Consider the following 22,170-nt stretch of genomic DNA (forward strand, 5'->3'; position numbering starts at 1 on the left):
GAAGAGGTTGCCATGCGCAGAACTGCTGTTGTTCTTGTCCTGACGTCATTAATTTGTCCGCTACTGAGTTTTGCAAAGCATCGGGAAGTAGACCGGCTGGAGGAGTCAGGCCGGGTGCTGACGGAGATTCTCGACATTCCGGATGGAATCCCTAAGGATCTTCTGAATCGGGCGGAATGCGTAGTGGTGCTACCGGGAGTGAAGAAATTCGCCATTGGGGTTGGCGGGAGCTTCGGACGGGGCGCGATGATCTGCCGGTCGGGACAGAACTTCACGGGCGGATGGGGCACGCCAGCGATGTATGCGCTGGAGGGGGCGAACATCGGGTTCCAGCTGGGTGGCGAGGAAACGGATTTCGTGCTGCTGGTGATGAATCCGCGGGGGGCGAACTCGCTTTTGAAGAGCAAGGTGAAATTGGGAGCGGATGCGGCCGCTGCAGCGGGTCCAAAGGGGCGCGACGCGACTGCGGCGACCGATATCGTAATGCGGGCTGAGATCCTGTCCTATTCGCGGGCGCGGGGACTATTTGCCGGGATTTCCTTGGAGGGTTCGACGCTGCGTCAGGACAATGGCGCGAATGAGAACCTGTATGGCCGGAAGCTGACGGCGAAGCAGATTATTAAGGAGCACGCGGTGGGGACGCCGGCTTCGGGACAGAAGCTGGTGTCGGTGCTGAATCGGAAGTCGCCGCGGAATTTGTCGGACCCGAAGTCATTAAGGGAAGAGTAGAGATTCGGGTGGATGCCCTTCGTTTCCTTGTGTGGTTCCAGGTAATTCAAAACCGCAGATCCCTCGCTCTCGTTCGCTCGCTCGTGATGACAATCGTGAAGGGGCACGGCTTCAGGCGCTTTTGGCGGCTGTCCGGCTGCGCCTCGATCTGAACGGACGAGGACGTCCGTTCCCACGTGGTTCGTCAGGGGGGCAGTTGTAGCTGCGGATTGACAGGTGACGTGGGAATCGGAAAGATATGGCCGCATCTGGGGAATAACCAGGGCGACGCCGGTTAAGAATTCGCACCATCACGGTCGAGTGGCTAATCAGGATCGGACGCCGGATCAGGATCAAGCACCGCCAACAGAAGGAAGTACCACGTCATGAATTTCACCCTGCTGGACTGGAGTGCGATTGCCGCCTACCTGGGAATCACGCTGCTGCTGGGGCTTTATTTCCGCGGCCGTTCGGGTAAGAGCGTGGACGAGTATTTCGTATCGGGGCGCGATGTGTCCTGGTGGCTGGCGGGCACGTCGATGGTGGCGACGACGTTTGCAGCGGACACGCCGCTGGTAGTCACCGGCCTGGTGTACCGGCAAGGGATCGGCGGGAACTGGCTGTGGTGGAGCATGCTGCTGTCGGGCATGATGACGGTTTTTCTGTTCGCACGCCTGTGGCGGCGCAGCGGAGTGATCACCGATGTGGAATTTGCGGAGATCCGCTACGCGGGAAAGCCGGCGGCATTTTTGCGCGGGTTCCGGGCGATCTACCTCGGGCTGCTGATGAATTGCCTGATCCTGGGCTGGGTAACGCGCGCCATGGTGAGCATTGTCAGCACCACGATGGGAGTCAGCGAGCGAAACGCGCTGGCAATTACCGTGCTGTTCATCGTTCCCTTTACCGGCTTGTACGTGTCGCTGGGCGGACTCTGGGGGGTGCTGTGGACTGACCTCTTCCAGTTCTGCCTGAAGATGGGGATCGTGATCGCGCTGGCGTTTTATGCGGTGAAGGCGATCGGCGGCATGGATGTGATGATCGCGAAGCTGAGTGCGATGTCGGCGGCGGCTGGGCCGCAAGCCGCCAATCCTCTGAAGATGCTGCCGGAGTTTTCGCGCGGGCTGACGGCGGAGCCGCTGTGGGCATATCCCGTGATCACGTTCCTGGTGAACATCGGTTTACAGTGGTGGGCCTTCTGGTATCCCGGGGCGGAGCCGGGCGGCGGGGGCTACATCGCGCAGAGAATCTTCAGCGCCAAGGATGAGCGCAACGGACTGCTCTCGGTGCTGTGGTTCAACGTGGCGCATTATGCGCTAAGGCCGTGGCCGTGGATCATCACGGCGCTGGGCGTGATTGTGCTTTACCCCAACCTGGCGCAGCCGGAGAGCGGGTTCATCCTGATGCTCAATCAGCACCTGCCACACGCCTGGCGGGGAGTGGCCATCGCGGGATTTCTGGCGGCTTTCATGTCCACGGTGGCGACGCAGTTGAACTGGGGCGCGTCGTACCTGGTGTCGGATTTCTACAGGCGGTTTCTGAAGAAGAATGCGAGTGAGGGGCATTATGTGAATGTGTCGCGGCTGGCCACGGTACTGCTGGTGATCGCGTCGGCGTGGGTGTCGCTGCAGCTGGCGTCGATCGGTTCGGGCTGGCAGATTGTGCTGCAGATCGGAGCCGGCACGGGCGCGGTGTACATCCTGCGGTGGTACTGGTGGCGGATCAACGCCTGGAGCGAGATTTCGGCGATGGCGACTTCGCTGGTAGTGACAGCGGTACTGAACTGGAGCGGGCTCTGGATGCGGCTGGTGGGGCGCGCGTCGCCGTTCTCGGGAGCAAGCTCGGTGCTGTTCGCTAAAACCGCGCTGACCACTACGGTTGTGGCTACTGTGGTCTGGGTGGCGGTGACGCTGCTGACGCGGCCGGAGCAGGAAGAGGTGCTGGATCGCTTCTACCGCAAGGTGCGGCCGGACGTACGCGGCTGGCAACCGGTGGCGGCGCGAATGCCGGACGTGATGCCCACGCGGGATCTGGGACGCAATCTCATAGCCTGGGTGCTGGGTTGCGGCATGATCTATTGCGCGCTGCTGGGCACGGGCAAGCTGCTGCTGAAGCAGACAAGCCTGGGGCTGATACTGGCGGTGGGAGCGGTGATCTGCGCAGTGCTGCTCTACCTGGATCAGACGGCACGCGGCTGGGGCGCGGAGCGGGAGGCTGGGATGGGCGCTGCAAAGATGGCGGCGAAGGTGTGAGGGGCAGGAGTCAGTAGTCAGCAGTCAGCGAGCGCTCTAAATTGTCGAGGCTAGGCCTCGACCTGAACGGACGGGGACGTCCGTTCCCACGTGGTTCTTGGTTATTTAAAGTGCAGATCCCGCGCGGGCTAAGTCCCGTTCGAGTCAGCTGGCTATGCCGTGGTAGGTCATAGCGCGCTGAGGCTTTCTGCGGCCCAGGTGCAGGTGGCGGGTCGCGCTCTCGACTACCACTCCAGCCAGAACTCCTGCCAGGGCAGAAGTCTTACGGATGAAGGGAGTGCGGCGCCGCTTGCGGTCGTGTCCGTGCCGAGACTGAAGGAGGGTGTTGAGCTTTTTGCTGATCTCCAGGCCAGACTCCATCTTGGTGAGGAAGAGATCGTAGGTTTTGGGGGTCCGCTCCGGCAGCCAAGGAAGGGCGGAAAGGACGACGACGGGGACCTCGGGATGAATGCGTTTCATTTCGCCGGCGAGGGTAGCGCCGTCCATATCAGGCATGTTGAAGTCAACCACGGCAAGGTCGACGTCGTCCCGGAACTGGAAGAGGCGGAGACCCTGGCGAGGGCTGGTGCAGGTGGTGACGTCAAACCCATAGACCTCAAGCAGGTGCTTGCGCACAACAAGGCCCTGGGCATCATCGTCGATGCAGAGGAGCTTCGGCTTTCTTTGGGCCACGGAGGAGTCTCCAGCAGATGCAAGCGGGATTCGCCGTTTTGGGACGGTTATTTTGGGTAGAGCAGTGGGATTGCCAAAGGGTAAGAGCTTGGAAATTGGGGATTTGTGGGCGTTCTGAATATTCCTGAATGTAGATTTTGCAGGTAAAGAGAAGAGTTTGCACTGGTTATTTACGTAATCCCTGGGGAGGTGTCAGCAGGGTTGCCGTCCCCGGCGGGCCCAAGCCTGTGCGTTCCTCAGGGGCTTAAAGCCCAATTTTTGCAGTTTACAGACGGCCTGAACGTCGTCGCCTTCAAAACCATTCGCGAGAAACGAGTTTTTCAACAGCCTGATGAAGCCGTGCCCGTTCAAAACCGATTTATGAGATGGCTACTGAGTACTCAGCAATAAGCGAAACCAATCGCGAGTGTCATCTGATTGCTTGCCCTTGACTCCGGCGGATGCCGCGCCGGAGAATCAATGTCGCCGATGAGGTGATCATGCTTGCCTTCCTGTTCGTTATTCTGGCTGTTGCCGTGCGCTTCATCCCTCACCCCTGGACACTGACGCCGGTGGGCGCGGCGTTGCTGTATTTCGGAGCCCGCGGTCCGCGCAAGCTGGCCTGGATTGCGGTGGTCCTGCTGGCCGCGTCGGACCTGCTGCTCAACAGGTTCGTGTGGGGATATCCCTTCAAGGCGGATCAGGTTATCAGCTGGCTTTGGTACGCCGGAATTCTCTGGCTGGGATTTCAGTTAAGCAAGAAGCTGGATCCGTTGCGCCTGCTCGGCGCAGCGCTGGCTACGGCGGTGTCGTTTTTTGTGGTCAGCAACTTCGCTGTTTGGGCGGCGTGGAACATGTATCCCAAGACGGTTTCCGGACTCATGGCCTGCTATGCTGCCGGGCTGCCGTTTTTCCGCCGCGAGTTGATTGGGGATGTGGTGTTCACCGGGGTGTTCTTCGGTATTGGCCATCTGCTCGAGAGCTGGAGCACAGACGCTTCCAAGGCTGGTAATCGCAGTGCCGCAGCGTGAGGAAGCATTCAGCACTCAGCATTCAGTAAGAACGCCACCCGCCCATCCACATTTGTCATCAAGCGAGCGGCGGGCGGGCGAGGGATCTGCAGTTCTCCCTGGCCCTAGACGAATCTGCACTAAGCGAAAGCAACGCTAAAAGCAGGTCCCTCGACTCCGCGCTCGCGGCTCGCAGAAAACGAGAGCCGGAAAGAGCAACGAGCGCGTCGCTCGGGATGACAATTGGATGTGTGCTGAATTGCTGCTTCCCTCAAACCTCTTCCGCCGGAACCGCCGAGCTCTGGCGATTCTTGCGGCGCTGCAGATATCTCCAGATCACCAAGCCAATCAAGACAGCAGCCGCCACTGCGCCTAAGACCAGCGGCAAGTTCTCGCGCACCAGCGAGCGCACGAAATGGATTGCGTATGGGCCGAACACGAGTACCAGGAAGGCGAGAATCGCGAAGCGAACCACGCGCCCGAAGAAGATGGCGAGCAGGAAATCTCGCAGGCGGACTTCGAAGGCTGCAGCCGCCAGCACAAACAGCTTGAAGGGAGCGGGTGGCGGCAGCATAGCCGGCAACATCAACGTCAGGAATTCGTGCTCTTCGAATTGCCGGTGAATGCGCTGGTAACGCTCGGGACGCATCTTACGGAGCAGCAGCGCCTCGCCGCCCGCGCGTCCAATGGCGTACATTACCAGGCTTCCGAGAGCGGATCCCGCCGAGGCCATCAAGATATAGAGCCAAAATTTATGAGGGTGATAGTGGACGTACCCGCCGACAACCGCGTCCAAGGGCATGCCCAGCAACGAGGCATCTACTGCCGCGATCGCAAAAACGCCCCAGGCGCCCAGCGGACTCAATACAGCCCAGATCCAGGCCGAGTATTTCGCGATCAGTAGCTTCAGCTTGTGCAAGGTTCGATTGTAAAGCGAAGGGCGGAAGTTCCCACTCTTCTTGGCGAGCGAAGATCGACTACCCCACCCTAAGCTCGTGGCTCACGAAAAAGCGGCGAGAGTGGGGCACCGTTAAGCTCGTAGCCTAACTAAAATCACTCGTGCGCTGTTTTTCCGTGCAACAACTCCAGGGCATGCGGCAACAGGTCCATGATTGCGGCCAGAGACTCAGTAGCTCCCGCCGGACTGCCGGGCAGATTTACGATCAGGCACCTGCCACGAATCCCGCAGACGGCGCGGCTGAGCGAGGCAAAAGGAGTCTTCTTCAATCCCTCGGCGCGCATGCGCTCGGAAAGACCTTCTACCAGGCGGTCACAAACCGCCCGCGTAGCTTCGGGAGTGACGTCCCGCTCCGCCAGTCCGGTGCCTCCGGTGGTCACCACCAGTTGTGCAAACTCGCTGCTCTCGATCAGGGCGGATTCGATCAGGCGGCGCTCATCGGGAATCACTTGCCGCGAGAGCACATGAAATCCGCGAACTTCCAGTGCCGCGGCAACTGCGGGTCCGGAGAGATCGGCGCGTTCGCCTCGAGCCGAGGAGTCGCTGATAGTGATGACAGCGGCGGTCATGGGCATGAGTGGAGAGACGAGTGCGGCATGAGTGACGGAATCAGACTTCGGCTTGCTGGGTCTGGTCGCGGTTGGCTTCATCCAGCAGGCGCAGGCCTTCCATCAGGAGACCCTGTGTCGAGCGAGTGGTGGATTGCTCACTACTCTGGCCGGCGAAATCGATTTCGAAGTTGCCGACAGTCCAGGTGAGGACTTTGAAGACGGCCTCGTCCCCCTTCAGAGGCCCGTAAGTCGCGTGGCTGATCTGGCCTTCGTTGAAGAACAGGCTGCACAGCTCGCCGCTGTTGGTTAATGCCAGGGCGCAGGTTTTGCGGCCCAGTTCGAGAGATTGCAGCAGATCGATCACGTTCATCTGCGCCAGGCTGCCGCGCAGTACGGTCTCGCCCGCCACCTCGCGCGCCATTTTTTCCAGGGCAATCTTGTCCACCACGCGCTTGATGCGCGCCACGGCTTCGCGCACGAAGAAGGGTTTTTCCAGAAAGTCTTCTACCGAGTCCTGCATGGTACGCAGTTTTTCGCTGATATCCGTCTTGCTCGCCACCAGGATCACTGGAATATGCGCGGTTGCCGGGCGGCTCTTGATCTTCTGCACCAGGTCGCGTCCATTCATGCCGGGCATCTGGTAATCGGCGATGATCAGGTCGGGAGGCTCATCGATAGCCTTGAGCAGCGCGTCCGCCGGATTTTGCACCGCCGTTACCGGGGCGAGCTCGGCGAGCTGGCTGCGCAGCATCCCCAGCACCATGGGATTGTCATCAACCAGCAGGATTTTGATGTTGCCCGCCATGCGTGATGCCTGTCAGCCAGATTTTTTCCGCTGGTAATTGCCGCTCTTGCCGCCTGACTTGCGTTCCAGCGCCAGGTCGCGGATCACGATGCCTTTGTCTAAGGCTTTGCACATGTCGTAAACGGTGAGAGCGGCAACGCTGGCTGCTACCAGAGCTTCCATCTCCACACCCGTAACCGAAGTCGTGCTGACTCGTGAGTTAATAGCAACGCCATTCTCACACAGGCGGGTATGCACATCAATGTGCGAGAGAGGCACGGGATGACACATCGGGATTAGCTCTGCAGTGCGCTTTGCCGCCATGATGCCCGCCAGCCGCGCCACTTCCAGCGGATCGCCTTTAGGATTGCGCGGCAAGGCCGCGACCACATCCGGCGACATGGCAACGAAGGCGCTGGCCTCCGCCTCGCGCCGCGACGCGGGCTTGGCCGAGACATCGACCATGGAAGGGCGGCCTGCAGAATCGTAGTGAGAGAGTTTCCTGGGCATCTTTGCAGTTCAGGAGCTAAGCATGACCGATACCAGCTCGCCCGCGGGAATAATCTCCCGGTCGGGCGGCACGACCAGAAAGCAATTGCCGCGGGCCGTAGTCACGATATCACCCGAGCCCTGCCAGCGTAGCTGTTCTACTTTGCAATCGCCAAATTCGCCGGTCAGCAGCGCAGGTAGAAAACGGGTCAGGCCGGTTCGAACTTTGACGTCGGCCTTGAGCCTGGCTTTCAAAAACCGGAGCCTGGCAGGAGGGGTGCCGGCGAGAGCATCGATCATGGGCCGCGCAAACAACTCGAAGGTCACCATGGTGGAAACCGGGTTTCCGGGCAGGCCGAAGAAGTAAGTTACAGGTTTGGCTTTTGCCGCTACTCGGCCGAATACGACGGGACGTCCCGGCTGAATCTCCGCGCCGGTGAAAATGAATTCCGCTCCCAGCTCACGCAAAACTTGCTCTACCAAATCGTACTTGCCCATTGAGACGCCGCCGGTGAGCAGCAGAAGGTCGGCCTGGAGTCCCTTCTCGACCTGCTCACGAAGGAGGCTGTGCTCATCGGCTGCAATGGGCAGCAGCAGCGGGATACCGCCCGAGCCCTCTACCTGCGCCGCCAGCGAGTAGCTGTTGGAGTTGTGAATCTGGTTGGCGTTGGGATTCGCGGCGACATCCACGATCTCGTCGCCTGTAGCAAGGATTGCGATTCGTGGCCTCGGGAAGACCCGAAGTTGCGACTTGCCCACCGAAGCTGCGACTGCGATGGCTGCGGGAGTCATCCGCGTACCGGGTTTAAGGAGCGAGTCTCCGCGCCGCGCTTCCGCCCCCACGGGAACGATGTTCTCCCCGCAAGCGACCGAACGCTCGATTTCCACCTGGGATCCGTTCCGCCGTGTATATTCCACCATCACTACGGCATCAGCTCCCTGGGGAGCAGGCGCGCCGGTCATAATTTCAGCCGCTTCGCCCTCCTGCAGGGTAAGGCTCGCCGAGTCGGTTGATGCTCCTGCGCGAATCTCTCCAATGACACGAAGCCGAGCCGGAACCTGCGCCAGGTCAGCGGATCGAACCGCGTAGCCATCGCGAGTTGCCCGGGGAAATGGCGGCTGATCGCGATCAGCGCGGACTTCTTCTGCCAGCACCCTGCCTCGAGCTTGTAACAAATCGCATAACTCGGTTGCAGCGGGATGCCCGACGAGGGCCGCGTGCTCTTCCACCTGGTGGCGGGCCGCGACAAAGGAGAGTGCGCCGAGGTCAGCAGCCACGGCTTTGGTCAGCTCGGGCATGGATTGATTGTATCGTCTGGAATTTGTAACCGGGGAATCGAAGAGCAACTACCCCACCCTAGCCAAAAGAGGGCTAGAGTGGGGCACCCTCAGGTTCGTTGCTTTCTGCACCGTCAGGTGCCAACCGGGGCATCGAGCCAAGTGCTAACGGCTAACTGCTGCTACTTGGTCTTCTTGGCTGCCTTGGGCTTGCCGAAGCTGGTTTCGACCTCGGAGCCCATGCTGGCCAGCATGTCTTTTGCAGGCTGCGCAAACTGGCCGTTGGGCTGAAGCTCCAAGTATTTGTTGAAGGCTTCCGCGGTTCCCGGGGGAGCTTCCATCTTGCTGCCCTTGAGGGTGGCTTTCCCCATCATATTCACGCCCTTCCAGTAGTAGGCGTCGGCGCGATTGGGATCAGCCTGAATTGATTTGTCAAACGCCTCAATGGCCTGATCCACCTTCCCGGTATTGGTATAGACCGCACCCATATTGAAGTAGTACTGGGCCGCTCCTGCGGGATTGGTCTGGGCTGCCTGCTGGTAGGCTTGAATTGAGCCATCAACATTGCCGGCTCGAAACAGCGCGTCGGCCTGGTTGTTGTAATAGTCGGCCTTGGGGCTAAGAGCGATTGCTTTCTGATAATCGTCGGCCGCCTTTTGATAGGTAGCCTTTCTGTCGGCGGGGTCCGTCGCCTTGGCAGCCTTCTTGCGCTCCGCTTCGGCGAGGTTCGACCACAGCAGATCGCGATTGGGATCCATCTGCGTGGCCTCGGTCAGGATCTGGACGGCCTGGTCAAATTGGCCCGCGTCCTCGGCGGCCCGAGCTGAGGCCAGCTTGTCATTCAGGCCTTTGACCTTGCTGGTTTCCTTCTGAACTTCTTCGATCTGCTTCTTCTGGGCCTCAGGCATGGCCTGCTGCTGGGCTGCGCGCTCCTTTGCGAGATCGAAATCGAAAGTGTTCTCTTCCCCATAGCGCACCGGAACGCCACTAAGCTGGGCCAGAGTCTGACCATTGTGGGTGACGGTTAACTGGTATGTGCCCGGCGACGCCCCGATGGTGAAGTATTGGCCCTTCTTGTCGGTTTTCAGTTCGAACTTGCGGCCAGTCTCCTTGCTGTAGAACTGCACCACTGCGCCGACCACAGGTTGGCCATTCTCGTCGACGACCTTGCCTTTCACAGTTGCCGTCTGACTCCAGGCTGCGGGCACCAGCAGCGCGCAAGCCAACATGAGAAGGACAGCGATGGTTAATTTCTTCATTTCAGCCTCCCGGCTTCACTTCCAGGATTTTAGGAATGCGCCAATGCCCCGAAGAGCGGCACGCGTTCACCTCTGTGCGGAGGCAGGAAGCTGGGCCGCAACATAGGGAATTGGATCCGGTGCTCCCGCGGCCTCAAAAGCACGCAGGCGGAGCACACAACTTTCACAGACGCCACAGGCGCGGTCTTCGCGACCGTAGCAGGACCACGTTAAATCGAAGGGAGCGCCCAATTCAAGGCCAAGCCTCACAATCTCGGCTTTTCGCATGGCGATCAAAGGGGTCAGGACCTCGATTCTTCCCTCTTTAGTGCCGGCGCGGATCGCCTGGTTGTAGGCGTCATAGTATGCCGGACGACAATCCGGGTAGCCAGAGCTATCCTGCTCCACAGCGCCAATCAGGATCTTCTCCGCACCCAGCACCTCCGCCCAGCTCACCGCTGCCGCCAGAAAATGCGCATTCCGGAATGGAACGTAGGTAACCGGAATGCTGGACCCAGGGGCGACTGGCGGCGTACCGGGGAAATGTTCGGCGGCTTCGGGAACTGCAATATTGGTATCGGTGAGGGCGGAGCCGCCGATCGCGGCGAATAGCGGGTTGCGTACGATCAGCCGGTCTTTGATACCCAGACGATCACAGATCGCCAGAAACGCGCGCCGCTCGCGCTCCTCCGTGCGCTGGCCGTAGCTGACGTGTAAAGCGGCAGCGTCGTAATCACGAGCCGCCAGCGACGCGCAGACACAGGAATCCATGCCGCCGCTCAGCAGCACAACAGCGCGAGGAGGGTTGGCGGAAGTGGTCAAGGCAGAACCCCGTGATTCTCAACTGCCCCACGCCCCGCCAAAAGCGGCGGAAGGCTGGGGTGCCCGATCAAATTGTAATCGGGGAAGTTGTAATCGGGTAATCGGGCTCGGGAAGGAGGTTGTAGGGTTTCAGATTTCCCGATTACCATTTACTTAGTTGGCCGTTTTGCACATTGCCGATGCTGATTACCGAAATCTACCGCTCCATCCAGGGCGAGTCATCGTTCGCCGGCATGCCTTGCACCTTCGTACGCCTCACCGGCTGCAACCTGCGATGCTCCTGGTGCGACAGCGAGTACACCTTCACCGGTGGCCAGCAGATGAGTGTGGAGGAGGTCGAACAGAGGGTTCTCAACCTCGCGCCTACTGGTCTGGTCGAAATCACTGGCGGCGAGCCTCTGCTGCAGGAGCGCGAGGTCGTCCCTCTGATCGAGCGGCTGGTTGGTCGCGGCTACACCATCTTGCTCGAGACCAGTGGCGAGCGCTCGCTGGAAAAAGTTCCGCCAGCGGTACACATCATTGCCGACGTGAAGTGCCCTGGCTCGGCTGAGGGTGGAAGCTTTCGCATGGAGAACCTTCGCTTCCTCGATGCCAACGACGAGATTAAATTTGTGCTCGCTGACCGCGCAGATTACGAATATGCGCGCGACTTCACCCGCCGGCATGGACTTGAGCAAAAGGTCGGGAGCGTCATCTTCTCTCCTGCATTTCGCAAGGACGCCAGCGGAGACCGCGACACCTCCCATTGCCTGCTCGATCCCCGCGAGCTTGCAGAATGGATCGTAGAAGACGGGCTTGAAGTCCGTCTGGGCCTGCAGATTCACAAGTTCATTTGGGATCCCGCTACGAAGGGTGTGTGAGCTCCAGAGAGCTCCGCGTGCTCTCCGATTACCTGATCATAATTTGGGGGATTACCCGACTCGAATCACTCGAAGTAGGTCGCGGTCGTGGTGTCCGTCTCCCAGACTCTCACTTCCTTGACGCGGACGCGGCCTTGGGTGGCTTCGCGCAGGCGGGCAGAAGCTTCGTCGTAGAAATACTTCGCCATGTTTTCGGCGGAGGGGTTCAGGGCCGTGAAGGGTGCGATGTCGTTGAGATATTGATGATCCAGCCGGTCGATGATCTCGCCCATGGCCGCCTTAAGGTCCTTGAAATCGTAGAGCAGGCCTATGTTGTCGAGCTGCTCACCGTGGAGTGTGATGCGAACCTTGTAGTTATGCCCGTGGGGATTTTCGCACTTGCCGCGATACCCGCGCAGCGCGTGGCCCGCGGCAAATGAGTCTTCTACGCTGACTTCGAACATGTTTCCTCTAGGTTAATTGTAATCGGCAACCTAGGAATCGCGTAATGTGAGCGCCATTCGGCCATTGCTATGGGCCAGCTTCTCTGAGGGTTAGCTAGGGATCAGGTTGGCGGGGGCAGTATAGAGGTTTCGAAGGAGGCGCATTTGGTTGATACGCCTCCTCGATTGCTAACTGAACTACTTCTGCATGTTCTTGATGAACCAGGAAACGTCGGGCGTTCCCCAGCCAGTCGTCAGGTCATATCCCGGAGCGGCGTTGAATCCGTCTTCTCCAAAGGCGCCTTCGGAGAAACGGTTATCCCCGACGGTTATGTCCTGGAAAGTATGCTTGAGCCGCCCGTGGTTCAGGTCATAGATCTTCGGGGTAATGAAGCCCACGGGACCACCGTTTGCCTGGTTCAATAGTGCAATGATTCCAGCCCAAGCCGGTGCTGCCGCGCTCGTCCCCCCGAATACGGCCCATCCCGGCGGGGATACATACCCTCGGTAGGCCATCACGCCGCCGTAAACCGCCGAGTTGAACGCTACGTCAGGATTCGATCGTCCCGAACCCGGGACTACGTTGCCCAGCACGGTTGGAAATGTAGAAGGAAGGCTCGCTTGGTAGACCGGTCTTCCGTACTGCGAGCTTACGCCTCCACCGGTGTTTGTTCCAAAACCGAGGACGTTGAATTCGTTCCACGCCGCCTCTCCGCCATAGCCTACCGGAATGCAACTGGAAGGAACCCCAGGCCTCACTGCTGTCGTGCATCCGTTCGGACCACCGTTGATTAGCACCAGACCCGTATTGCAGTTGGTGTTGGCAGGACAAGTAAAGGTCTTGCCCGAGCCCGGGGGACCTCCAAACTGGCCTCCATAGGGTTGTCCCTGCGTTCCGCCGGCGGCAAGATTCAGAGGGCTCGATGCTGGCCACGACGGAGTCAATTCGATGGTGCCGACCACAGGGGCCGCCTCGTTTGCTCCCCAGTCTCCGCTTGAGGCGATAATGGTCCAATTGTTGCTCGTAGCTGTCGTGTAGGCTTGATCGGCGCCAGCCTTGATGGTGGGGTCAACCAGTGTGCAGGGGAAGTTAAGACACCCGACTAGGTCGTCAGGCTCCCCAAAGCTTTGCGACATTATGCTCCCTACCAGGCCAGGCTGCCCGACCACAGCGAGTTCCGCTGTATTGAAGCTGGTATCGAAGCAGTCGTTAGCCACTACGAGCACGATCTTTGCTCCCGGTGCCATCGCGTGAGACATGGTCACGTCGAGAGTGGTTTCATTCGCCCATCCGGTGGCGCCACATAGACCTGCGTTAGGCGCAGTAGTGAGGTCCGCGATGGTTTTCACCGGACAGTTGTCGGACCCTGAGCCAGTCCAGGTTGGCCCACAGCGTATGTCAACCGTCGTAGCTGGGAGCCCAAATGTGGTGTCGAACAGGTCCAGGTCGGCCTGAATTGTCGGGCTGCCAAATGCATCGACGATCACGATTGTTGAACCTGTGCCGTCGAGGCCCTTCTTTCCCGTTGCTGGCGGAAAATCGTACGCCGTTTTCAGGAAATTGGGCGGGTAACACAATATTGTCCCGAGAGAGCCGCTAAAGCAGAACGGCACTCCGCCCACTGTATTGGGATCAAACGAGGAGTCGAGGGGATGTACCCGCACATCTGGATTGACGTGGCTTACCGGTGAGCCAGCCAGCGCTCGTCCTGTCAGCGCGATCATCACAACGACGCTACATAGCACAATTAGCAGTTTGGGGTTGCGCCGAGAGCTTTTCGACAGCCTTGTAACCAACAACTTCTGCATCGCTTGTTTCTTCCTTTCGTTAGTTTTCAATGCTTTGCGCGAGACCTATGGTGCTGACGGGCCCAAATGTGCGCTTAGGGACGACCGGTGGCTTTGGAGATACCAGCGACCTTGGATTTTGGGGACAGTTTGGTGACGGGACGCTACCAGCGGCGGTATCTAGTGTCAAGAGAAAAGCCCGTACTGGCTGTGGATTTTGAAGGATCAGGGCCCGACCGGCCCTTTGCAGGCAGCAGCCCGCACTCTCACGAGCGCCAAGCGGCAAAGGGAGCATTGACCGATACGCAGGCAGTCCCTGTTAGCACTCCGGCATCGCTTGAAGGAAAAGTTTTGATGTTTCCGGATCGCTCACGAGAAGAACGTTTCCACCTCGCTCAACTGCGTAGTCCGTCGATATGGCGGGAGGGAACTGAGGAACACACGGCCGTACTGTTTTTTCAGGATGCGATTGTCGAGCAGCGCCAGCACGCCGCGGTCATGCAATGAGCGAATCAAGCGGCCGAAACCTTGCTTCAGCGTGATCACGGCGGCGGGGACCTGATATTCGAAGAAGGCATTCCCGCCTTCTTCATCAATGGCCTTGATACGCGCGGCCACTACCGGATCGTTCGGCACGGCGAATGGCAGGCGATCGATGATCACGCAACTTAGCTGCTCGCCCTGCACGTCCACGCCTTGCCAGAATGAGGCCGTCGCGAACAGCACTGCGTTCGGCGTAATGCGGAATTCTTCCAGCAGAGCCATTTTCGGCGCAGTACCCTGCAGCAGCATGGGATATTCGAGTTCCCCCAGGAGGCGGTCGTGAATCTCGCGCATCTGCGCGTAGCTGGTGAAGAGCACAAAAGCGCGGCCCTCGGTGATCTCCAGCAGCTTGCGGATGCGTTCGGCCGCCTTGCGCGGAAAATCGGGCATGCGCGGATCGGGCAGGTCGGGCGGAATATAAAGGATGGCCTGATTTTCGTAGTCGAAATGGGAAGGAATCACCAGTTCGCGGGCGTGCTCGATACCCAGCCGGCTGCGAATGTAGTCATAACCGTTGCCTACGGCCAGCGTAGCGGAGGTGAGGACAGCGGTTTCGAGCTGCTCGAAGACCGTCTGTTGCAGGATCTGAGAGACGTCGATGGGGGTGGCAGTCAGAAAGACGTGCTGCACGCCGGAACGAGCTGGGGATACCGATCTTACCGTCTCGGCAGGCTCGAGCACGTCCTTGGTTCTCTCCCGGCGGCGGGTCATGCCTCCGCGGCGTTCGATCCAGAAAACGGTGTTACGATCCTGCGATTCCAGGATGAAGGAGAGCTGAACTCGCAGTTCCCCAGCGCGGCGAATGAGGTTGAAGATGTCCTCGGGCTTGGGATTGAGGGCTTCGAGTTCGGCTGCCAGGCGGCTGAGCGCGGCCATCAGACCAAGGAACTCGTCGCCGTTCTCTTCCAGAAATTCGCGGCGGTTATCGAAGGCGAAGCGGCCATCCCCCGCCGGAAGCAGGCTGAAAAAGAATTGCGATCTTTCCCGCAGGCTGCGGATGGCCGTCTGCAATAGCGCCGAGAGCAGCTTTTCGCGCTGCAGGATGGCTTCGGTGTCACGAAGGAGCTCTTCGATCCGCAATGTGCTGACGCTGATGCCGAAATAGCTTGACGCCACCTCTTCCAGTTCGTGCGCTTCGTCAAAGATGACTGCCCCGCATTCGGGAAGAATGCCGGCATCGGGCGCGCCGTCGGATGCCCGCTTGATCGCCAGATCGGCAAAGAAAAGATGATGGTTGACGATGATAATGTCGCTCTCCATCGCGCGGCGGTGCATTTCGGTAATGAAGCAGCGGTCAAAATGCTGGCACTTCTGGCCGGTGCAGGTCTCAGCGCGGGCATCGAGCTTGTCCCAGAGCAGGCTGGATTCGGGAAGTGCGGCCAGCTCGGCGCGATCGCCGTTCTCAGTGGTTTTCTCCCACTCCACTATCGCGCGAAAGTGATCAATTTCCTCCAGGCCGTGCAGGATCGGCTGTTCTGCAAGTTCGTAGACCTTTTTTCGGCAGAGATAGTTGTTGCGGCCCTTCATGTAACAGACGTGCAGTTCGCCCAGGACTTTCTGCAGAAATGGGATGTCCTTGTAGTAAAGCTGCTCCTGCAGGTTCTTGGTGCCGGTGGAGATGATCACGCGCTTGCCGGAGCTGAGTACCGGGACCAGGTACGCAAGAGTCTTCCCGGTGCCGGTTCCGGCTTCCACGATCAGGTGGCGCTTTTCGGCCAGGGCTTGCTCGACCGCCTGCGCCATCTGCAATTGGCCGCGGCGAAATTCATAAGCTGGATGACTTTTCGAGAGCAAGCCGCCTGGAGCGAAGAAGCCGTGGAGGGTAAAAGTGGCGGGTTGGGACGGAGCGGACAAGGCTAGTCTTTTATAACAGCGGGTGGGAGAACGAGCCACCGGCAGGCTCTTTTCTTTTGCTTTGGGACTTGTCTCACAGGAGGTCAACCTCCAAGTTGTCAACTTCCGTGAAATGCGAATCCCGCGACACAACCTTAAGTCCATGTTGCCGCGCAATAGCCGCAATCCAGATGTCGTTGTCCGGAATCGGGCGCCCCTTCCGGCGCAGACCAGACTTTATCTCACCAAACTGAACTGCGGTTCCAGCGTCACAAGGCAGGAGCATGAGTGTGGTGGAAAAACGCTTCAGCCGCTCGGTGTTCTCCTTCACTCGAGAAGAAGCAAGAGCCCCATACCAAAGCTCTCCCAGGACCGGTACGCACAAGAAAAGCTCAGAACAATTGTCCAGATAACCGGTAGCACACGGGTCGCCGGCGAACAACGCGATTACGACATTTGTATCGACTAAGGCTTTACCACTCACGTGGATCAATCTGTTCAGTGCCCGATTCTATCGCTTCCGCCATCTTGCGCAGATCATAAGCAGAAATTAGTCCAACGAATTGGAGCCACATCTTAGGATCGGTAGAACCTTTTTTCTGTGTTCCCTCTTGTGCGTACTCCTTCAGGTACCAATCAACCAGTGGGTGGTATATCTCAGGTATATCCCGCTTCTCCGGATACACCTTTCCCGAGCGTTGCGGATGCACCGGATCGCCAGGACGGAAAAGGCGGCGTCTTCCGCGGCCGCTGATGTGCAGCATTCGAATCTGCGCTGGATCTGGGGGATTGGAGGCAACTGCGTGGCTCACAATATGCTGACGCACCCCAGGCCGCCTGTCGTGAAACTCCTTCATGGCACGCTCATAAATCTCATCTAAGCCGAAGTCTTCCGCGCCGGGATTTTCTTTGTGAAGCAATGCCGTGGCAATCCATGCCTCATCCGCGACCCGTATACTCATAATTACCTCCAATAAGTACAAAATAAGATACAAATTTGGAGTTGTCAAGTACAACTCTCTACAATACGAATAATGTCCCCAACCATCGCCATTGTGGGCCGGCCTAATGTCGGCAAGTCCACGCTGTTTAATCGCCTGATTGGGTCGAGGCGGGCGATTGTCGGTGACGAGCCCGGCATCACCCGCGACCGTCTCTATGGCGTAGCGCACTGGCTGGGCCGCGATTTGCGCATCGTCGATACCGGCGGCATCGTTCCTGAAGACAAGGAAGTCATCCCGGCCGAGATTTTCCGCCAGGCGAAAGTGGCGCTGGCGGAAGCCGACGCCATCGTTATGGTGGTGGACGGCCGCAGCGAGCTGGCTGCACCCGACATGGAACTGTCCCGCTTGCTGCTGAAAACCGGCAAGCCGCTGTTCCTCGCGGTCAATAAAATTGACACGCTGGAATTGGAGCCGATGGCGGAGAGCTATCGCACGCTTGGGATCCGCGAGGTCTTCCCGGTTTCCGCGGAGCACAGCAACGGGGTGGCCGAGCTGCTGGACGAAGTGATTCGAGTTTTGCCGCCACCAGACGACCACGAGCTGCCTGCAACAGTCGAGACCAGCGCTTCCGAAGCGGGCCAGCAGGTCGAAGCCGAATATGAGCCGGACGCGGCTGAGCTCGATCTGCGCGAGACTCCTTCCTTTGAAGTTAAGGTCGCAATCATTGGCCGCCCGAATGTCGGCAAATCTACACTCTTGAATCGATTGACAGGGAGCGCGCGGGCGATCGTCTCGCCCATTCCAGGCACTACGCGGGACGCTGTGGACGAGTTGGTCCGAAATGAAGACCGGCTTTATCGGTTTATTGATACCGCCGGAATCCGCCGCAAGGGCCGCACCGAGCAGATGGCCGAAAAGCTCTCGGTAGTGATGGCCCGCAAGCACATGGAGGCGGCTGACGTCACCCTGCTGGTGATCGATGGCCTCGAGGGTGTTACCGCGCTCGATGCCAATATCGCGGGATACGCGCACGAAAGCGGCCGCTCAGTGATCGTAGTGGTCAATAAGTGGGACCTGGTGGTGGAGCGCGCGCGGCAACTGAAACAGAAGGAAGAGAAGTCAGCCACTTCGGCACGTCGCGCTGCCAATACTCCGCGCCGGGCGGCAGCGCAGGACTTGCGCATCGTTGCGGATCAGGCGGCATACGAGAGGCACGTGCGCGAGCAGTTGAAATTTCTCGGCTACGCGCCGGTAGTGTTTGTCTCCGCAGCAACTGGCCGGCACACTGAAAAGTTACTGCCGCTGATCGACGAGGTGGCGCGCGAACGGCGGAAACGCATCGCCACCGGCGAGATGAACCGCTTTCTCAAGAACGTCGATTTCGAGCGCGCACCCGTGCCGTTCAGCAAAAGAGTCCGCATCCTCTACATGACGCAGGCAGCCGTGGCGCCGCCAACGTTCGTGCTGTTCACCGACCGCGACGTGAAGCTGCATTTTTCTTACGAGCGCTATCTGGAGAACCAGATCCGGCGGGCATTCGGATTCGTGGGGACACCGATCCGGATCAAGGTGAGGCCGAGGCGAGGGAAACTGTAAGCCGGAAAACGGTAAGCGGTGAGTTTTCAAAACTAGCGTTCAGAAGTCAGAAGTCAGTAGTCAACAATAGCCTGCAGATCAGGCAACTCATTGCGGTGCCTTATTGCTGCCTGCAACTTACCGCTTACAACTTATCCAATTACAATTTGCTTTATGGTTGATGCCACGAGCGCAAAGGTCCGCCTGACGGAGACGGTGAAAGCGGCGGGTTGAGCGTCCAAGCTGAGTCCAGCGGTGCTGGACGCGGTGCTTGGGAAATTAGCCCGGCAGCATGACCCGAATGTACTGGTCGGCTTCGACAAAGCCGACGACGCCGGCGTGTATCAGGTCACACCCGAACTGGCGTTGGTGGAAACAGTGGATTTCTTCACGCCCATCGTGGATGACCCGTTTACCTTCGGCCAGATCGCAGCCGTCAATTCGTTGAGCGACGTGTACGCCATGGGCGGCAAGCCGCTAAATTCGCTGGCGCTGGTGTGTTTTCCGGAAAAGGGAGATCTGCCAATCCTGGAGCAGATTCTCGCCGGCGGCCTCTCCAAGATGATGGAGGCGGGCTGCACCGTGATCGGCGGCCATAGCATTCGCGATCCCGAAATCAAATTTGGATATGCGGTCACAGGGGCGATCCACCCGCAGCGAGTGCTGAAGAACTCGGACGCTCAACCTGGGGACAAACTCATCCTCACCAAGGCGCTGGGGACAGGCGTGATCTCCACAGCGATCAAGAATGGTAAAGCGGAAGAATCATGGATTCAGGCCGCGACCGGTTTCATGACGACGCTAAATCGAATTGCAGCGGAAGTAGTGACCACCGGCAAAGGCGGGGGGCCTTTCAGCGTGCACGCTATGACAGACGTCACCGGGTTCGGTCTGATGGGGCATGCGCGGGAGATGGCTCTCGGATCCGACGTCAGCATGGGTTTGTCTGCCGGCGAGATTCCGCTGATCGAAGGTGCGCTCGGATGCGTTCGGGGCGGCTTTATTCCCGGCGGTCTGAAAGCCAACCGCGAGTTCGCGGAATGCATGGTCGGATACGAGGAAGGGGTCAGCGAGGAGCTACGGATCTTGCTGTTTGACCCGCAGACTGCTGGGGGATTGTTGATCTCGGTGGATTCCGGCGATGCGGATGATTTGCTGCATGCGCTGCGGCATGCGGGTGTGACGGCCTCGCCGATTGGCGAGGTCCTGCCTTTGACGAAACCACTGATCACGGTAACGCCCTGAGAGCAGTCAGCAGCTCGAAATCCACCGATGCTTCGCTTCGCTCAGCATGACCCTTCCTGATCTGGACGCTCACCACCACGGCGTTTCTACTGGCGGCTGACTGCTCAGGGCTGGCCTCGTGCATAGCGACACGCGGGAGGCACCAGCAGGGTGACGGTTTCCGGTGCCACCGCGAGCGACGCCGGCAGCCGGCCCAGCGGCTCGCCATCCGCCTCGACGCGAACCAAGGAAGATTCGTTCGCGCGCGGATCTCCAGCAGCCAGCGGGCGGCAGCAGATCGAACTGGCGTGGGCCAGCTCGATTCCGCGAATCGGAAGATGCCAGTCCAGCAGCCGTCCGGCGATGAAGCGCAGGTAACGTGTGCGGCTGGAGGTTTTGAACAGAATCAACTGGAAGTCGGAGCGGTCCAGGCCGGCAGCCGGAGCGAGGCGCCGGACCACGCCTCCAAAGTTCCCGATTCGCACGGCCAGCAATTGTGTGACAGTTTCCCGCCGCGATGTGCCCATGGCTGGGTCGAAAAATTCCACTTCAAACCTGGGGAAGTGCTGCACAGCCCATTGGTGAAGGGCGGAGGCATAATATGCGGCCATACCGATCTGCTGCTTCATTCCCCAAGCCAAGCGATAAAAAAGCTCCGCATCCACGCCCAGCCCGGCAACGGAGAGGAAGTAGCGCGAATGCTGCGAATCGCGGTTCTGGTATTCGAGCTTTCCCAGCGCGACACGCTGTGGACTGGACTGCAACAACAGGCGCGCGGCGTGGACCGGCCGCCGGGGCAGGGCCAGGTCGTGCGCCAGCACGTTTGCTGTGCCCAGAGGAATGAGTCCCAGCGCCACCGGAAGGTCCAGCCCGACCAGTCCCTGCACAACGTCCTGGATGGTGCCGTCGCCTCCGCAGGCAATCACCGTATCCCAGCCCGCTAGGGCAGCCTCTCGAGCCTGCGCCGCAGCCGACTCGGAACCGCCGGTAATAGCCAGCCGGGTCTCTACCTCTGACGAGGTGAGTACCCGTGCCACAGCTTCAACATCGGCTAAACGCCGTTTGCGGCGGGTACCCGATTCTGGGTTGTAGAGGAGAAGCGCGCGACGCATTCGCTAGCAAGGATAACCGAGAGCCTGCGGATCATGCTCGCCGATGAAATGAAAATCGATTTCCCTGAGCTAATATTTGCGGGGGATGGATGAGGACTCAGGAAATCTATTATCCAGGGTTCACCCCCCGGCGGCTTACAATCGGAGTCTGATTCGATGACGCCAGCAGATTTTCGCCGCATCGCCCTAAGCCTTGAGGGCGCCGAAGAGGGTTCCCACATGGGGGCTGCCGATTTTCGGGTTGGCGGGCGGATATTTGCTACGCTCGCACATCAAGCCAGGGGGTACGGTAACCTGATGCTCACCCCGGAGGTGCAAGCCGAGTTTGTCTCTGAGTTGCCGAAGGTGTTTGTCCCGGTGGCAGGCGGGTGGGGCAGGATGGGAGCAACTCACGTTCGATTGTCGGAAGCAAATGAAGACTTGCTGGCGGGTGCTCTAAGAGCCGCCTGGAAGATTCGACTGGAGAAAAACGCAAACACAAAGAGCAAGAAGTCTGCTAAGAGCCGCAACAGGAGTAAGAAAATGTAGCGATTCAGCCGGCGTTGCAGAGATTCATGGTTGTGGATTCTGGCGGCGAGCGTAAGTGAGCAGAGCGATGCCAGCCAGAATGGCTACGCCGGCGATTTCCAGGACTGTCAGCAGCGCCGGATTCGATTCGCTGATCGGCCGAGCGCTCAGCAGGATGCGGCCATGCTCGTTGGGATCGTAGCGAACCTGAACCTTTGTGCCCGGACGCAGGCGGTTGGCGCGCGCCTCCATGCTGACGCGGTCACCTGATTTGTAGCCCAGCTCGGCGCTGGAAACATAAACCCGCCCATCGAGCGAGTAGCGCACCAGCCAGCGTACGACGTAAACCGTCTGGTGCCAGAACAGCAACTTCTCAGTGGTTTGATAGATGTTGGCCCCGATGACCTGTCCATCCACGGTCGGCAAGTTGTGAACGAACTCCCAGTTGCGATAGGTATTCAGTCCAGCGACGACTGAGAGCACCAGCGCGAGCAGCAGCAGGCTGTAACCGAGGAATTCGATGTTCTCACGGGCGCGGGGGGTCATAGCTAAGAATTCATGATATTCCCTCACTTAGAGAGGGTTTGGGATGTAATTCAAATACATAGATGCTTCGCCCGCAGG

At 59.2% G+C, this 22,170-nt stretch carries 21 protein-coding genes; 7 read left to right on the top strand and 14 right to left on the bottom strand.

What is annotated here, in order from left to right; all coding sequences use genetic code 11:
• Positions 1-12: 12 nt before the first annotated feature.
• Complete coding sequence (locus VEG30_10210; GenBank protein ID HXZ80291.1) at positions 13-729, top strand: lipid-binding SYLF domain-containing protein; 717 nt, start codon at positions 13-15, stop codon at positions 727-729.
• A 365-nt stretch (positions 730-1,094) separates the two neighbouring features.
• Positions 1,095-2,957, top strand: coding sequence for a sodium:solute symporter family protein (locus tag VEG30_10215; GenBank protein ID HXZ80292.1), 1,863 nt, complete (start codon positions 1,095-1,097; stop codon positions 2,955-2,957).
• A gap of 144 nt (positions 2,958-3,101) precedes the next feature.
• On the opposite strand, the gene VEG30_10220 is transcribed toward VEG30_10215, so the two are convergent.
• Entirely contained in the window at positions 3,102-3,629 is a 528-nt protein-coding gene (locus tag VEG30_10220) for a response regulator (GenBank protein ID HXZ80293.1), read from the bottom strand.
• A gap of 440 nt (positions 3,630-4,069) precedes the next feature.
• On the opposite strand from VEG30_10220, the gene VEG30_10225 reads away from it, so the two are divergent.
• Complete coding sequence (locus VEG30_10225) at positions 4,070-4,639, top strand: DUF6580 family putative transport protein (GenBank protein ID HXZ80294.1); 570 nt, start codon at positions 4,070-4,072, stop codon at positions 4,637-4,639.
• 250 nt (positions 4,640-4,889) lie between these two features.
• Here the strand turns inward: VEG30_10225 and VEG30_10230 are convergent, their stop codons facing one another.
• The 7 genes from VEG30_10230 to queC form a co-directional block, all read right to left on the bottom strand.
• Positions 4,890-5,537 (bottom strand): VTT domain-containing protein, encoded by a 648-nt coding sequence (locus VEG30_10230; GenBank protein HXZ80295.1) that lies wholly within the window; start codon positions 5,535-5,537, stop codon positions 4,890-4,892.
• A 134-nt stretch (positions 5,538-5,671) separates the two neighbouring features.
• Entirely contained in the window at positions 5,672-6,226 is a 555-nt protein-coding gene (locus VEG30_10235; GenBank protein ID HXZ80296.1) for a MogA/MoaB family molybdenum cofactor biosynthesis protein, read from the bottom strand.
• Positions 6,186-6,932: a DUF4388 domain-containing protein gene (locus VEG30_10240; protein HXZ80297.1), complete on the bottom strand. Its 747-nt coding sequence runs from the start codon at positions 6,930-6,932 to the stop codon at positions 6,186-6,188. The genes VEG30_10235 and VEG30_10240 overlap by 41 nt, the downstream gene beginning before the upstream one ends.
• Before the next feature lie 12 nt (positions 6,933-6,944).
• Entirely contained in the window at positions 6,945-7,421 is a 477-nt protein-coding gene (moaC, locus tag VEG30_10245) for a cyclic pyranopterin monophosphate synthase MoaC (protein HXZ80298.1), read from the bottom strand.
• 9 nt (positions 7,422-7,430) lie between these two features.
• On the bottom strand, positions 7,431-8,699 hold the full coding sequence (gene glp, locus VEG30_10250; GenBank protein HXZ80299.1) for a gephyrin-like molybdotransferase Glp: 1,269 nt from the start codon (positions 8,697-8,699) through the stop codon (positions 7,431-7,433).
• 161 nt (positions 8,700-8,860) lie between these two features.
• Positions 8,861-9,937: a tetratricopeptide repeat protein gene (locus VEG30_10255; GenBank protein HXZ80300.1), complete on the bottom strand. Its 1,077-nt coding sequence runs from the start codon at positions 9,935-9,937 to the stop codon at positions 8,861-8,863.
• Between the two features lie 66 nt (positions 9,938-10,003).
• Positions 10,004-10,738 (bottom strand): 7-cyano-7-deazaguanine synthase QueC, encoded by a 735-nt coding sequence (gene queC, locus VEG30_10260; GenBank protein ID HXZ80301.1) that lies wholly within the window; start codon positions 10,736-10,738, stop codon positions 10,004-10,006.
• Positions 10,739-10,917: 179 nt separating this feature from the next.
• Here queC and VEG30_10265 point away from each other — a divergent pair, with 179 nt between their 5' ends.
• Positions 10,918-11,598 carry a radical SAM protein gene (locus VEG30_10265; protein ID HXZ80302.1) on the top strand — a complete coding sequence of 227 codons (681 nt, stop codon included), beginning with the start codon at positions 10,918-10,920 and terminating at the stop codon, positions 11,596-11,598.
• Positions 11,599-11,663: 65 nt separating this feature from the next.
• Here VEG30_10265 and queD read toward each other — a convergent pair whose 3' ends face one another.
• The 4 genes from queD to VEG30_10285 form a co-directional block, all read right to left on the bottom strand.
• The gene (gene queD / locus VEG30_10270; GenBank protein HXZ80303.1) at positions 11,664-12,041 is read right to left on the bottom strand and encodes a 6-carboxytetrahydropterin synthase QueD; all 378 of its coding nucleotides are present in this window, start codon (positions 12,039-12,041) and stop codon (positions 11,664-11,666) included.
• A gap of 177 nt (positions 12,042-12,218) precedes the next feature.
• Positions 12,219-13,745, bottom strand: coding sequence for a S53 family peptidase (locus VEG30_10275; GenBank protein ID HXZ80304.1), 1,527 nt, complete (start codon positions 13,743-13,745; stop codon positions 12,219-12,221).
• A 432-nt stretch (positions 13,746-14,177) separates the two neighbouring features.
• Positions 14,178-16,205 carry an ATP-dependent DNA helicase gene (locus VEG30_10280; GenBank protein ID HXZ80305.1) on the bottom strand — a complete coding sequence of 676 codons (2,028 nt, stop codon included), beginning with the start codon at positions 16,203-16,205 and terminating at the stop codon, positions 14,178-14,180.
• Between the two features lie 452 nt (positions 16,206-16,657).
• Positions 16,658-17,146 carry a hypothetical protein gene (locus VEG30_10285; protein ID HXZ80306.1) on the bottom strand — a complete coding sequence of 163 codons (489 nt, stop codon included), beginning with the start codon at positions 17,144-17,146 and terminating at the stop codon, positions 16,658-16,660.
• 72 nt (positions 17,147-17,218) lie between these two features.
• On the opposite strand from VEG30_10285, the gene der reads away from it, so the two are divergent.
• A complete protein-coding gene (gene der / locus VEG30_10290) occupies positions 17,219-18,724 on the top strand; it encodes a ribosome biogenesis GTPase Der (protein HXZ80307.1) in 1,506 nt (501 codons plus the stop codon).
• Positions 18,725-18,877: 153 nt separating this feature from the next.
• Positions 18,878-19,948, top strand: coding sequence for a selenide, water dikinase SelD (selD, locus tag VEG30_10295; protein HXZ80308.1), 1,071 nt, complete (start codon positions 18,878-18,880; stop codon positions 19,946-19,948).
• A 104-nt stretch (positions 19,949-20,052) separates the two neighbouring features.
• Here selD and VEG30_10300 read toward each other — a convergent pair whose 3' ends face one another.
• The gene (locus tag VEG30_10300; protein ID HXZ80309.1) at positions 20,053-21,039 is read right to left on the bottom strand and encodes a diacylglycerol kinase family protein; all 987 of its coding nucleotides are present in this window, start codon (positions 21,037-21,039) and stop codon (positions 20,053-20,055) included.
• A 156-nt stretch (positions 21,040-21,195) separates the two neighbouring features.
• Between VEG30_10300 and VEG30_10305 the strand changes: the two genes are divergently transcribed.
• Positions 21,196-21,567 carry an MmcQ/YjbR family DNA-binding protein gene (locus VEG30_10305; GenBank protein HXZ80310.1) on the top strand — a complete coding sequence of 124 codons (372 nt, stop codon included), beginning with the start codon at positions 21,196-21,198 and terminating at the stop codon, positions 21,565-21,567.
• A gap of 24 nt (positions 21,568-21,591) precedes the next feature.
• On the opposite strand, the gene VEG30_10310 is transcribed toward VEG30_10305, so the two are convergent.
• Positions 21,592-22,092, bottom strand: a complete 501-nt coding sequence (locus VEG30_10310) for a DUF3592 domain-containing protein (GenBank protein HXZ80311.1) — start codon at positions 22,090-22,092, stop codon at positions 21,592-21,594.
• Positions 22,093-22,170 lie beyond the last annotated feature (78 nt).

It is taken from the genome of Terriglobales bacterium (genome assembly GCA_035624455.1).
Classification (GTDB): domain Bacteria; phylum Acidobacteriota; class Terriglobia; order Terriglobales; family Acidobacteriaceae; genus DASPRM01.

Bases quoted from the DNA above. Each gene is read 5' to 3' on its own strand.
- VEG30_10210 (HXZ80291.1), top strand. From the start codon at position 13: ATGCGCAGAACTGCTGTTGTTCTTGTCCTGACGTCATTAATTTGTCCG.
- VEG30_10215 (HXZ80292.1), top strand. From the start codon at position 1,095: ATGAATTTCACCCTGCTGGACTGGAGTGCGATTGCCGCCTACCTGGGA.
- VEG30_10225 (HXZ80294.1), top strand. From the start codon at position 4,070: ATGCCGCGCCGGAGAATCAATGTCGCCGATGAGGTGATCATGCTTGCC.
- VEG30_10235 (HXZ80296.1), bottom strand. From the start codon at position 6,226: ATGAAGCCAACCGCGACCAGACCCAGCAAGCCGAAGTCTGATTCCGTC.
- VEG30_10240 (HXZ80297.1), bottom strand. From the start codon at position 6,932: ATGGCGGGCAACATCAAAATCCTGCTGGTTGATGACAATCCCATGGTG.
- moaC (HXZ80298.1), bottom strand. From the start codon at position 7,421: ATGCCCAGGAAACTCTCTCACTACGATTCTGCAGGCCGCCCTTCCATG.
- glp (HXZ80299.1), bottom strand. From the start codon at position 8,699: ATGCCCGAGCTGACCAAAGCCGTGGCTGCTGACCTCGGCGCACTCTCC.
- VEG30_10255 (HXZ80300.1), bottom strand. From the start codon at position 9,937: ATGAAGAAATTAACCATCGCTGTCCTTCTCATGTTGGCTTGCGCGCTG.
- VEG30_10265 (HXZ80302.1), top strand. From the start codon at position 10,918: ATGCTGATTACCGAAATCTACCGCTCCATCCAGGGCGAGTCATCGTTC.
- queD (HXZ80303.1), bottom strand. From the start codon at position 12,041: ATGTTCGAAGTCAGCGTAGAAGACTCATTTGCCGCGGGCCACGCGCTG.
- VEG30_10275 (HXZ80304.1), bottom strand. From the start codon at position 13,745: ATGATCGCGCTGACAGGACGAGCGCTGGCTGGCTCACCGGTAAGCCAC.
- VEG30_10285 (HXZ80306.1), bottom strand. From the start codon at position 17,146: ATGAGTATACGGGTCGCGGATGAGGCATGGATTGCCACGGCATTGCTT.
- der (HXZ80307.1), top strand. From the start codon at position 17,219: ATGTCCCCAACCATCGCCATTGTGGGCCGGCCTAATGTCGGCAAGTCC.
- VEG30_10300 (HXZ80309.1), bottom strand. From the start codon at position 21,039: ATGCGTCGCGCGCTTCTCCTCTACAACCCAGAATCGGGTACCCGCCGC.
- VEG30_10305 (HXZ80310.1), top strand. From the start codon at position 21,196: ATGACGCCAGCAGATTTTCGCCGCATCGCCCTAAGCCTTGAGGGCGCC.
- VEG30_10310 (HXZ80311.1), bottom strand. From the start codon at position 22,092: ATGACCCCCCGCGCCCGTGAGAACATCGAATTCCTCGGTTACAGCCTG.